Below are 12,625 nucleotides of genomic sequence, written 5' to 3' on the forward strand. Positions count from 1 at the left end.
ATTTGCGGCCTTTGTTTTACTCAGTAAAAAGAAGCTTACTTCTTCTTCGCTTTCGGGTTTGGCAGGTCTGTGATTGAACCTTCGTAAATCTCTGCCGCTAAACCGATAGACTCGTTCAGCGTTGGGTGAGCGTGGATGGTTAACGCGATATCTTCAGCGTCGGCACCCATTTCTACTGCTAAGCAGATTTCGCCCAGCATTTCACCGGCGTTGATACCAACAATAGCGCCACCTAAAATGCGGTGCGTTTCTTTGTCGAAAATCAGCTTGGTGAAGCCTTCAGTACGGGCTGAAGCGATAGCACGGCCTGATGCTGCCCATGGGAAGGTAGCGGTTTCAATTTTTAAGCCCTGCTCTTTGGCTTCTTTCTCGGTAACGCCAGTCCAGGCCATTTCCGGATCGGTGTAGGCAACTGATGGAATGCAGCGCGGGTCGAAGTAGTGCTTCTGGCCAGCGATGACTTCAGCTGCTACGTGGCCTTCGTGTACCGCTTTGTGCGCTAACATTGGCTGGCCGATAACATCACCTATAGCATAAATATGGCCAACGTTGGTGCGCAGTTGCTTATCAACATTGATAAAGCCACGCTCGTCTACGTTAACACCGGCTTTAGCCGCGTCTAACAGCGCGCCGTTTGGTTTACGGCCAACCGCAACCAGGATCTTGTCGTAACGTACTGCTTTTTCTGGCGCGTTTTTGCCTTCAAAAGTCACGTATAAGCCGTCTTTCTTCGCTTCTACGCCAACAACCTTGGTAGACAACATGATGTTGTAGTTGTCTTTGTTGTACTTGGTGTAGGCTTTAACGATGTCAGCGTCAGCAGCCGGCACTAACTGATCAGCAAATTCTACTACTGATACTTTAGAGCCCAGCGCGCGGTATACGGTGCCCATTTCCAGGCCGATAATACCGCCGCCTAATACCAGCATTTCACCCGGAATGTCTTTTAATTCCAGTGCGCCGGTAGAGTCGATAATACGGTCGTCATCTTTTGGAATAAACGGCAGTGATACCGGCTCTGAACCTGCAGCAATAATGGCGTGTTCAAAGGTAATAGTGGTGTCGCCAACCTGTAAGGTGTTAGCACCGGTAAATTTACCGTAGCCGGTAACGACCTTCACTTTACGCATTTTTGACATACCGGCCAGGCCGTTCGTCAGCTGGCCGACTACTTTGTCTTTCCAGGCGCGGATTTTATCTAAATCAATTTGCGGCGCACCAAAGGTTACACCGTGTGATGCCATATCGCGGGCATCGTCAATAACCTTAGCAACGTGTAATAAGGCTTTAGATGGGATACAACCTACGTTTAAGCACACGCCACCTAAGGTGCTGCGCGCTTCAACCAGGGTAACTTCTAAACCTAAGTCTGCTGCACGAAATGCTGCAGAATAACCGCCAGGGCCTGCGCCCACGACTACTACCTGAGTTTTGATATCGTTGCTCATCGTATTACCTTTCATTATCGGACCGATTTTCCAACAGCCAGATGTAGGGTGAGGCTGTCAGGCGAAAAAAGTGGCGGAATTTTAACATCAGAGCCGCCGCTCTGTAACCTAAGATTTCAGGCTTACGGCAGTTTTATCTGCCGTAAGCGCGCCGCTTACATAATGATCTGACGAATATCGGCCAGATAGCTGGCCAGGGTGGCAGTAAAACGGGCAGCAAGCGCGCCGTCAATTACCCTATGGTCGTAAGAAACACTTAGTGGCAGCATCAGCTTAGGCTCAAACTCTTTGCCGTTCCATTTTGGTTTAATGTCAGATTTTGACACGCCCAAAATGGCCACTTCCGGCGCGTTAACGATAGGCGTAAAGGCGGTACCGCCAATGCCACCCAGGCTGGAGATAGTAAAGCAGCCGCCCTGCATATCACTGGCGGTTAGTTTACCTTCACGCGCTTTTACCGAAATATCCTGCAGCTCGCGTGACAGCTCGATAATGCCTTTTTTGTTAACGTCTTTAACTACCGGCACAACCAGGCCGTTTGGCGTATCGACTGCTATACCCAGGTGTACGTATTTCTTCAGAATTAAGCTGGCGCCGTCGTCTGACAGTGAACTGCAGAAGGTGGGGAATTCTTCCAGCGCCTTGGCCACCGCCTTCATGATAAACACCAGCGGCGTGTACTTAACACCCATTTTCTTTTTATCAGCCAGCGCGTTTTGTTCTTTACGGAACTCTTCCAGGCCAGTGATATCGGCTTCGTCAAACTGGGTAACATGCGGAATGCGCACCCAGTTACGGTGCAAATTGGCACCCGATAGCTTTTGAATACGTGACAGCGGCTTGGCTTCTACTTCGCCAAACTTGGCAAAGTCGACTTTTGGCCAGGCAATCAGGTCAAAGCCCATGCTGCTCCCTGCACCAGAGGCAGCACCTGAGCCTGAACTTACTGCACCAGTTTCAACCTGCTTCACCAGTTGCTTAACGTAGTTTTGTACGTCCTCTTTCACTACCCGGCCTTTTCGGCCTGTGCCACTCACCTTAGCCAGGTTAATGCCAAACTCACGCGCTAAACGGCGGATAACCGGCGAGGCATGTGCATAGGCGCTGTTTTCGACAAAGCCGTCATTGCTGGCAGATGGCGTTGCCGCAGCCGGCGCAGTCTCTGCTTTAGGCTCGGCTTTGGCTTCAGTTTTTGCTGTTTCAGCTTTGGCTTCTGCTTTGGTTTCTACTGTAGTCTCAGTAGCACCGCCTGCAGTTTCAAAAACCATAATCAGGCTGCCGGTAGACACCTTGTCGCCGACACTGATTTTAATCTCTGTTACCTTGCCAGCAAACGGCGCCGGTACTTCCATACTGGCTTTGTCACCTTCTACACTTAGCAGTGACTGGTCGGCAGCAACGCTATCGCCTACCTTGACCATAATCTCAGTGACTTCTACCGCATCGCCGCCAATATCCGGTACTTTTACTTCCTGCACAGCAGGTGCGCTGCTGGCAGCGGCTTCGGCTTTTGGCTCTGTTTTGGCTGCAGCCTGGGTTTCAGCTTTTGCCTCGTCTTTGGCCGGTGCAGCGGCTTCATCGTCGAACGTCATAATCAGGCTGCCGGTTTTAACTTTATCGCCAACCTTAACGTTGATGCTTTTCACCACGCCAGACTCTGCAGCTGGAACTTCCATCGACGCTTTGTCGCCTTCAACGCTTAGCAGTGATTGATCGGCGGCGACCTTGTCGCCTACCTTCACCAGAATTTCGGTTACTTCAACTTCATCCGCACCAATGTCCGGCACATGAATTTCAATAGTCATGAATAATCCTCTTATGCGTACAGTGGGTTGATTTTGCCGCTGTCGATGCCAAATTTCTTAATCGCATCGCTCACTACCGACTTTTTCAGCTCACCCTGCTTCACCAGCTCGCTCAGTGCTGCTACTACGATATAACCGGCGTTTACTTCAAAATGGCGACGCAGGTTTTCGCGGCTGTCAGAGCGGCCAAAACCATCGGTACCTAACACCTTGTAAGACACCGACGGTACAAAAGCACGTACCTGATCGGCGTAGTTTTTCATGTAGTCGGTTGCGGCAATGGCCGGTGCGCTGTTCATCACGGTAGCAATGTAAGGCGTTTTCTCGGTAGCATCCGGGTTAAGCATGTTAAAGCGCTCTACGTCCTGGCCATCACGCGCCAACTCGTTAAACGAGGTTACCGAGTAAACGTCTGAGGCTACACCATAGTCTTTGCTTAAGATGTCAGCGGCTTTGCGCACTTCATTTAAAATGGTGCCCGAGCCAAGCAGCTGTACCTTGCCACGGTCGCCGTTTAAGCTTTCCAGCTTGTAAATACCGCGACGGATACCTTCTTCGGCACCTTTTGGCATAGCCGGGTGATGGTAGTTTTCGTTCATTACCGTAATGTAGTAATAAATGTTTTCCTGCGCTTCGCCGTACATGCGGCGGATACCGTCCTGTAAAATTACCGCCAGCTCAAAAGCATAGGTCGGGTCGTACGAGATACAGTTCGGTACTGTGCCAGCCAGAATATGGCTGTGACCATCTTCGTGCTGTAAGCCTTCGCCGTTTAGCGTGGTACGGCCTGCAGTAGCGCCTAATAAGAAGCCACGTGCTTGCTGATCGCCGGCCAGCCAGGCCATATCGCCTACGCGCTGGAAGCCAAACATCGAGTAATAGATGTAAAACGGGATCATTGGCAAATCGTTGGTGCTGTAAGACGTGGCCGCCGCTACCCAGGATGACATAGCGCCTAACTCGTTAATACCTTCCTGCAGTACCTGGCCGCCGGTGTCTTCTTTGTAGTAGCTCACTACTGAACGGTCTTCCGGCGTATAGTTCTGGCCGCCCGGGTTATAAATACCAATTTGACGGAACAGGCCTTCCATACCAAAGGTACGGGCTTCGTCGGCAATAATCGGTACTATTTGCTTACCAATATTTTGATCTTTCAGCAGGATATTCAGTGCCCGCACATAGGCCATAGTGGTAGAGATTTCACGCTTTTGCTCTTCTAACAAGCCGTCAAAGGCGCTCAGCTCTGGCAGTTGCAGTTTCTGGCTGAATTTTGGTAAGCGTACCGGGGTATAACCCAGCAGCGCTTTACGCCGGGCGTGCAGATATTCCAGCTCAGGCGAGCCTTCCGGCAGCTTGATGTAGGCTAACTCGTTAACCTGCTCTTCGCTGATGTAATCTTCCAGGCCTAAACGCTTGCGCAGTTGCAGCACATGCGTCATGTCCATTTTCTTCACCTGGTGGGCAATGTTTTTACCCTCAGCCGCTTCACCCATGCCATAACCTTTAACCGTTTTGGCTAAGATAACCGTTGGCTTGTCGCTGCACTCTTGTGCCGCTTTAAAGGCAGCAAACAGCTTGGACGGCTCGTGGCCACCGCGTTTTAACGCGAAAATTTCTTCGTCTGTCATATCGGCAACCAGCGCTGCCGTTTCCGGATAACGGCCAAAGAAGTGCTTACGCACATAGGCACCGTCATTGGCTTTGTAAGTCTGGTAATCGCCGTCTACCGTTTCGTTCATCAGCTGCAGTAACTTACCGGTAGTGTCTTTAGCCAGCAGCTTGTCCCAGCCACGGCCCCACACTACTTTGATCACATTCCAGCCGGCACCGCGGAACAGGCCTTCTAATTCCTGAATAATCTTGCCGTTACCCATTACCGGGCCATCGAGGCGCTGCAGGTTACAGTTAATTAAAAAGCACAGATTGCCCAGCTTCTCGCGCGCGGCAAAGCTGATAGCACCGCGTGATTCCGGCTCGTCCATCTCGCCGTCACCTAAAAAGGCATACACGCGCTGGGCACTGGTGTCTTTTAAACCACGGCCGTTTAAATATTTTAAGAAACGCGCCTGATAAATAGCGGTGATCGGGCCCAGGCCCATAGATACCGTAGGGAACTGCCAGAATTCCGGCATTAATTTCGGGTGCGGGTAGCTTGATAAGCCCTTACCGTCTACTTCCTGACGGAAACTGTCCAGTTGCTCGGCAGTTAAGCGGCCTTCGACAAAGGCACGGGCATAAATACCCGGTGAAATATGGCCCTGGTAATACACCAGATCGCCGCCGTCTTTGTCATTCGGCGCGCGGAAGAAGTGGTTAAAACAGGTTTCATAAAACGCCGCCGAAGACTGGTAAGACGCCATATGGCCGCCTAAATCCAGCTCTTTTTTCGAGCCGCGCAGTACTATCATAATGGCGTTCCAGCGGATCACCGAACGGATACGTCGTTCCAGGTTAACATCGCCCGGATAAGCCGGCTCTTGCTGCGGAGGAATGGTGTTGATGTAGTTGGTGGTAACACCGGTTGGCATGTCTACGCCTTCTAACCGGGCCTCTTCCAGCACTTTTTCCAGCAGGAACTGCGCCCGCTCTACCCCTTCAGTGCGAACTACCGATTCCAGCGCTTCAAGCCACTCTTTGGTTTCCAGAGCGTCGATGTCAACTTTACTGACTTCAGACATATCGAGGTTTCCTTTGGTTATGCACGCCTGCACTATGCTTGCGCAGCGGCGTTAAAAATATAGTTAACCCTGCTGGGTGCGGCGTAACGAACGTTCAATACGCGAGCGTTCTTTACCCACTTCCAGCATGGCTTCTTCAATAAAAGCCAGGTGATCATTACTGGCCTGGCGCGCCTGCTCCGGTTCGCCATTGATCACCGCCTGCATCAGTCTTTGCCGGTGCGAATTTAACTGGCCTACTATGCCGTCCTTCTGCTGCAGCGTTTCCAGGTTTACCCGGATATTCTGCTCCACCAACGGTGTTAATCCGCGCACCAAATGCAGTAACACCACATTGTGCGACGCCTCAGCCACCGCTAAATAAAAACTGCCGACCGCTTTGGCCTCGGCATCCAAATCGACTAACTGTTGCGCATCACAAATTGCGTCGTAATGGCGTTTTATCTGTTCAAAATCTGCCGCCGTACCACGCAGTGCGGCGTAATAGGCACAAATGCCCTCTAAGGCGTGGCGAAACTCCAGTAAGTCAAACTGCGACTCCGGATGGCGGGCAATTAAGGCAAACAGCGGATCAGTTAAGCCCACCGCCAAATTATCGCAAACGTAAGTACCACCGCCTTGCCGGCGGCTTAATAACCCCTTGGCCTCCAGCTTTTGAATGGCTTCGCGCAGCGACGGCCGGGATACCGCAAACATTTCAGCTAAATCACGCTCTGCTGGCAGCTTTTGTCCTGGCGCAAAACTGCCCTCCAGCAACATGTTTTCCAGTTGCTCGACAATGCGATCGGAGAGTTTCGCCGGTTTAATTTTAAAATCTGCCATGCCGTGCTGATAGGTCCTGTTGGCTTGCGCCTTTTGTAAATTGGTATTACCAATTTAATTTTGGTGGCGCTAAGGTAGCAGTTTCTGTCCAGCATGTAAATAAAGCAGAGATCCGAAGCAAAGGCAAAAGCGGAAAATAGTTAGAGTAATAACTCAAGATGATACAAGTATGACAGCGACCAGAAGAATTGGTCTGACCAGAAAGGGAGCGCAATAACAATACCAGCCTTGCCGTCGGCGATAACTGCCGCTGTGCCAGCCACAACGGGCTTTCGGCAGTCCTGCCTTCAAGCTGGCGGACCGGCTGCGCTACGCGAAATGGGTTTGTGGCTATGCTATGAGAGTTGCCGCCTAATGCGGTTAAACCCCCTCGTTAGCAAAGAGGGGGCTTGGGGGAGATTCGTTTTACCCCAACCAGCCGGTTAAGGTTAAAATAGCGGTAAAAGCTAAAAAAAACAGCATATTGCGCTTTGCCAGCTGCACCATATAACTGCTGTCATCCAGCGTATTTAAGCTCTCGTCCGGTAAGGTTTCAGCGGCGGTTGCCACTGCCACCACCACTTGTTCGTTGTCGGCAGTAAAATCAAGAAAGTAACTTAGCAACACATTAGACGCGCGGGAGAAATGCCCCACCAGTGCAAAGCCTAAGCCAAATAACCGCGCCGGAAACCAGAACGCCCAGTGAGCGATACAATTTATCTTACTGTCATCCCCCAGGACTGCGGCATAATCTGCGCTATCTTGCTCGTCTACCGCTTCCTGTAAATGCCGCACCAACGCATAGGTCATTACACCAAAAGCAGCCAAACCAAAGGGGCTTAATACTAAAAACCAAAACACTACCGCAGCGTAATAACGAAAATTAAGCCACAGCAGCAACTGGCCATAGCTACTTTGTTGTTGTGTACTGCCCATTTGGCTGCGAATTTGCTGCATGCTGATAAAGGCCGCTTCTTCGTCGCCTCTGTCCATTGCATTTAAATACTGTTTATACAGTACGCGGTAGTGCCAGCAACCTATACCCAATAGCAACACCAGTGTATTAACCAGCAGGCTAAGCAAATGGCTGTCGGCCAGACACAGCAACAACGCCACCACAGCCCCCGGTAACGCCAGCCACAGGTACTGCCCCAGCCGGTTCGATGCCAACAGGCTTAGTTTTGAACTTGCGCTAAAACGTACATAAGCCCGGCAATACCCCGCCGCCTGCCATTTGTCGCTGCGCACGGCTAAGCGTTCAATAATTAATGCCAGCAACATACTGATTAATGTCATTTACAAAGCTCCTTGGTCGCGCTTGTTATTCCACTCTATTATTGCACTGCGGTAACGCATCCAGTCAAACGCGATGCCGGGGTCAGTTTTACGCCCCGGTGCAATATCACTATGCCCGGTTATACGCTGTGGCGTAATAGCCGGATACTGCTGACATATCAACTCTGTCAGCTGAATAAGGCTTTGATATTGCGCTTCAGTATACGGCAAATTGTCGGTGCCTTCTAACTCAATACCAATAGAAAAATCGTTGCAGCGCTCACGGCCGGCAAACTGGCTTACGCCGGCATGCCAGGCCCGTTTGGCAAAGGGTACATACTGAAAAACACGGCCATCACGCCAGATCACACAATGCGCCGACACTCTTACGTCCCGCAGGCTGGCAAAATCCGGCTTAGCGCTGCAATCCAGGCTGCCCATAAATAATGCATCAACAAAGCTATGCTCGGGCACGCTGGCAAAGTGGCCGGCAGGCAGGCTGATATTGTGGATCACCAATAAGCTAATGCTTTCGCCGGCGGGGCGGGCATCGCAATGGGGGCTGGGACGTTGCAAAATGACAGGCGCTGACATCAGAAGTTTTGCCTTTAACCGCTATGGTTAGTAAGCTATAGCGCTATTGTCTCTGCCGGAGCCGTGTAATGCAAGCGTCACCACCAACAAACCGTTATGGTAAGACCTTTGCCATTATTGCCTGGTTAATAGTGATGGTTATGCTGTATCTGTTTTTTCAGGACACCATAGATAAGCAGCTAAACCCCAACCAGCAGCTGCATAGTGTACAAGGCAGCACAGGCGAAACCCGCACCGTACTGATCCGCAATAAAAGCGGCCACTATGTTGGCACCGCGCTGCTAAATAATCAGCCGGCAGATTTTATGCTGGACACCGGCGCCACGACAGTGGCGATTGCCGCCGACAGTGCCGAAAAGCTCGGTTTGCCCTTTGGTGCACCCATGCAGGTCAGTACCGCCAACGGCCTGACTACCGCCTGGCGCAGCCGCATTGACCGGCTGCAACTGGGCGATATAGTGTTGTACGACATTCCGGCCAGCATAGTGCCCAACCTTACCGGCACCGAGATATTACTGGGCATGAGCGCACTGAAACAGTTAGAATTCCACCAACAAGGCAATCAGCTTACGCTGATCCAACACTAGCTACTTTGTTAACTACAGACAAACAGCACAACCTTGCGAACCATACTTTATGACTACTGCTTACACCGCTATGTTGCAACAAGAATGTACCCGCGCCGTGGCCGCCGCTCTGGCCGAAGATCTGGGCTTTTTACCATTGGCCGAAGGTGATATTACCGCCTCGTTAATACCGCAGGCACAGCAGGCCAGTGCCACTATTATTACCCGCGAACCCTGCGTGGTTTGTGGCACCGCTTTCGTCGATGAAGTGTTTCGCCAACTGGGTAATGAAGTACAACTGAGCTGGCAGGTAAAAGATGGCGACCAGGTAGCAGCCGATACGCTGTTGTGCACGCTAACCGGCCCGGCACGTATTCTGCTAACCGGTGAGCGCAGCGCGCTGAATTTTCTGCAGCTGTTAAGCGCTACCGCCACTACCACGGCGCACTATGTGCAGTTTTTGCACGGCAGCAACACCCGCTTGCTGGACACGCGCAAAACTCTGCCCGGCCTGCGCTTCGCACAAAAATATGCGGTAACAGTGGGCGGCGGTAAAAACCATCGTATTGGCCTGTTTGATGCCTTTTTAATTAAAGAAAACCATATAGCCGCGGCTGGCTCTATTGCCAATGCTGTTGCCACAGCGCGGCAGAATTTCCCCGGTAAGCCGGTAGAAGTAGAAACCGAAAACCTGGCAGAGCTGCAACAAGCGCTGGACGCCGGTGCCGACATTATTATGCTGGACAACTTTTCACTGGCAGACATTCAACGTTCAGTCGCCATTAACCAGGGTAAGGCCAAATTAGAAGTGTCTGGCAATATTACCAGCGAGCGCCTGACAGAACTGGCCGCAACCGGTGTAGATTACATCTCCAGCGGCGCCTTAACTAAGCATGTGCAGGCAATAGACTTATCTATGCGGTTAAACATTAACCAGCAAACGCAATAGCAACTAAGTAAACACTGCAGTACTATACTGAGTGCTAACAGCAACTTCGGAGAGTTTTTTATGCGGCCGTCTGAAGCTTTATCACATAACAGAGCCCTGATACGCGCACTGGTAGCAAGCTGTAAAGCAACAAACCCCAGAATCTTCGGCTCTGTAGCTATCGCAAAAGATACTGATAACAGTGATCTGGATTTATTGGTGGACGCGCTGCCGGGCGCTACGCTTTTTGATCTGGGAGAATTACAAATCTCCCTGGAGGAAGCACTGGGCGTGCCGGTGGATTTGTTAACACCTGGCGATTTGCCTGACAAATTACGCAGTGCAATACTAAGCCAAGCCATTCCGGTATGACAGCGCCTCGAATAGCAACTTATATCGCACAAATGCAAGAGTCGGTATATCTGGCATGCTCGTACATCGACGGCATGACAAAAATAGATTTTTTAGCCGACAAGAAAACGCAGCAAGCGGTGGTACTTAATCTGCTGGTGCTAGGTGAAACAGCAACAAAAATCTTGCAAGCAGATCCGGAGTTTGCGGCGGCTCATAATGACATTCCCTGGCGCAGCATGAAAGGGATGCGTAATCGTATCGCGCATGGTTATTTTGACATCAACCTTGATGTCGTTTGGGACACCACAACAACAGCCTTACCCGAATTAACCGCTTCACTGGTAAAACTGCAGATAACATTAAGTAACAACACAACAGCTGAATAGGCCACAACTGATTAAACTTCTGTATAGTAACTCAGTCTCATGGATGAGGCGGTAATACAGGAACATAAAATGCAACTTAGCGGTACTGTGGTGTCCTGGCATGACGACAAAGGCTTTGGCTTTGTTAAGTGCGATCAGAGCCAGCAACAGCTATTTTTTCATATCCGTGATCAGGCCGGCGGCAATGCCCGGCCCGAGCCAGGCGACCGGCTGCACTTTACTCAGGGCAGCGACAAACGCGGCCGGCCTATTGCCAGTCAGTGGCGTTTTTCTGACAACGACAAAGCCAGCAGTAACACCCCGGCACCGGCCAGCCACAGCAGTGCGGCGACAATTAACCAGGCCAGCCAGTTTTCGCTGTTGTTTCGTCTGTCCTTTTTAGCCGCCGTCGTGCTGGCACTACTGTTTGGTAAATTACCCTACGTCTTACCGCTGCTGTATATCGAAGCCAGCCTGATGACTTATTGGCTGTATAAAACCGACAAAGAAGCCGCCATCGCCCGCCACGGCAACCGCCTGGCCGAAGAAAGCCTGCAACTGTTTGCCCTTATCGGCGGCTGGCCCGGTGCCTATATTGCCCAGCAACAGCTGGCGCACAAGCGCAGTAAGCTATCGTTCCGGCGTGAGTTTGGCTTTGTTATCCTGGGCAACGCCTTACTGGTAAGCTGGCTGTTATCGCCCTGGGGCCAGGCGTTCCTGGCCCGCATGGCCTTGTGGGCGGCTTAGGCCAACAGCGGATAAATAAGTTTATCAACGGGTGTATAAGCTCACGCAATGGCATGCTTTGCATGTCTAGCAGTATTTTCACATCTACCGCATAAGGTAATTTGCTTTCATCAAACGCCATAGCAAGTTCGCCAGATTTTGCTTACAGCCTGAGAAAATCTTCCTTAGCTTTGCTAATTTTTAATGCGTCAAGAAGCATAAAACACTGCACAATCCTGCGCGACCTGACAGCAAAATCATAGCCTTTTGGCAGAAGAGAACTCCGAAGCAAAGGCAAAATCCGCTGGTTTAATCACCATTTCAGCGCTGCTAAAGGCGACAAAGCCATACGTTAAGCAGTGCTGTAACAGCGATAAATAGTCTGGTAATTTTTTTTGGTTATATTTTAGAGCTATTAAACTAGCACTTTTGTACTATAGCGTTTGTTTAACGAACAAGCGGCAATAGACAATATTTCTTTTTAATACAACTATTTGTGCCATTTTGAAAAATTTAGTAACATTTCGCTTGCGGCTTGGCCAGAAATTGCCAAAATAGACCGTAGCCCCAGCGGCTAATTAAACATCAGGAGAAGTAAATTATGAAACGCGTACAACAAGGTTTTACCTTAATTGAATTAATGATCGTTGTAGCGATCATCGGTATCTTAGCAGCTATCGCTCTGCCACAGTACCAAGACTACACAGCCAAGTCACAAGTTGGCGGTGCTTATGCTGAAGTTAGCTCTTTAAAAACTAACTTTGAAGTAGCCATGAATCAGCCAGTTGCCCCATCGTTGACAGATACAGACGCAGGCTATGTTGGCCAAACAGCTAACGGCGGTCGTTACTGTACACTCGCTCTGACAGGCACAACTGTTATTGAATGTACTATCAAAAATGCAAATGCTGCTGTAAATGGCAAAAAGATCAACCTTAACCGCTCTGCTGCAGGTGTATGGTCTTGTACAACTGATGCCGACGCTAAGTTCAGACCTGCTGGTTGTACTGCAGCTTAATTATTGATTTAAAGCCAAATCGATAAGATCTTGCTAGAGAAAAGCCAGCCATATTAGCTGGCTTTTT

Annotated in this window: 12 protein-coding genes; 6 read left to right on the plus strand and 6 right to left on the minus strand. The window is 50.4% G+C overall.

The features are described 5' to 3' along the window. Positions 1–35: 35 nt before the first annotated feature. From lpdA to ampD, 6 genes are all read right to left on the minus strand, one after another. Positions 36–1,448 carry a dihydrolipoyl dehydrogenase gene (gene lpdA / locus MN202_RS17710; RefSeq protein ID WP_335737472.1) on the minus strand — a complete coding sequence of 471 codons (1,413 nt, stop codon included), beginning with the start codon at positions 1,446–1,448 and terminating at the stop codon, positions 36–38. Between the two features lie 155 nt (positions 1,449–1,603). Then, entirely contained in the window at positions 1,604–3,253 is a 1,650-nt protein-coding gene (gene aceF, locus MN202_RS17715) for a pyruvate dehydrogenase complex dihydrolipoyllysine-residue acetyltransferase (protein ID WP_335737473.1), read from the minus strand. 11 nt (positions 3,254–3,264) lie between these two features. Further along, on the minus strand, positions 3,265–5,931 hold the full coding sequence (aceE, locus tag MN202_RS17720) for a pyruvate dehydrogenase (acetyl-transferring), homodimeric type (protein ID WP_335737474.1): 2,667 nt from the start codon (positions 5,929–5,931) through the stop codon (positions 3,265–3,267). A gap of 63 nt (positions 5,932–5,994) precedes the next feature. Further along, positions 5,995–6,753, minus strand: a complete 759-nt coding sequence (pdhR, locus tag MN202_RS17725; RefSeq protein WP_335737475.1) for a pyruvate dehydrogenase complex transcriptional repressor PdhR — start codon at positions 6,751–6,753, stop codon at positions 5,995–5,997. 405 nt (positions 6,754–7,158) lie between these two features. Further along, positions 7,159–8,028, minus strand: coding sequence for a regulatory signaling modulator protein AmpE (gene ampE / locus MN202_RS17730; protein ID WP_335737476.1), 870 nt, complete (start codon positions 8,026–8,028; stop codon positions 7,159–7,161). Beyond that, entirely contained in the window at positions 8,029–8,601 is a 573-nt protein-coding gene (gene ampD / locus MN202_RS17735; protein ID WP_335737477.1) for a 1,6-anhydro-N-acetylmuramyl-L-alanine amidase AmpD, read from the minus strand. 68 nt (positions 8,602–8,669) lie between these two features. On the opposite strand from ampD, the gene MN202_RS17740 reads away from it, so the two are divergent. The 6 genes from MN202_RS17740 (at position 8,670) to MN202_RS17765 (ending at position 12,558) form a co-directional block, all read left to right on the plus strand. Further along, entirely contained in the window at positions 8,670–9,188 is a 519-nt protein-coding gene (locus MN202_RS17740; protein WP_335737478.1) for a retropepsin-like aspartic protease family protein, read from the plus strand. Positions 9,189–9,237: 49 nt separating this feature from the next. Next, positions 9,238–10,116 (plus strand): carboxylating nicotinate-nucleotide diphosphorylase, encoded by an 879-nt coding sequence (nadC, locus tag MN202_RS17745; protein ID WP_335737479.1) that lies wholly within the window; start codon positions 9,238–9,240, stop codon positions 10,114–10,116. Between the two features lie 60 nt (positions 10,117–10,176). Next, a complete protein-coding gene (locus MN202_RS17750) occupies positions 10,177–10,467 on the plus strand; it encodes a nucleotidyltransferase family protein (protein WP_335737480.1) in 291 nt (96 codons plus the stop codon). Next, positions 10,464–10,835: a HepT-like ribonuclease domain-containing protein gene (locus MN202_RS17755; protein WP_335737481.1), complete on the plus strand. Its 372-nt coding sequence runs from the start codon at positions 10,464–10,466 to the stop codon at positions 10,833–10,835. Before MN202_RS17750 ends, MN202_RS17755 begins: the two co-directional genes overlap by 4 nt. A 69-nt stretch (positions 10,836–10,904) precedes the next feature. Continuing rightward, a complete protein-coding gene (locus tag MN202_RS17760) occupies positions 10,905–11,561 on the plus strand; it encodes a cold shock and DUF1294 domain-containing protein (protein ID WP_335737482.1) in 657 nt (218 codons plus the stop codon). A 580-nt stretch (positions 11,562–12,141) separates the two neighbouring features. After that, positions 12,142–12,558 (plus strand): pilin, encoded by a 417-nt coding sequence (locus MN202_RS17765; RefSeq protein ID WP_335737483.1) that lies wholly within the window; start codon positions 12,142–12,144, stop codon positions 12,556–12,558. Positions 12,559–12,625: the final 67 nt, after the last annotated feature.

This window comes from Rheinheimera muenzenbergensis (genome assembly GCF_036984005.1).
Taxonomy (GTDB): Bacteria; Pseudomonadota; Gammaproteobacteria; order Enterobacterales; family Alteromonadaceae; genus Alishewanella; species Alishewanella muenzenbergensis.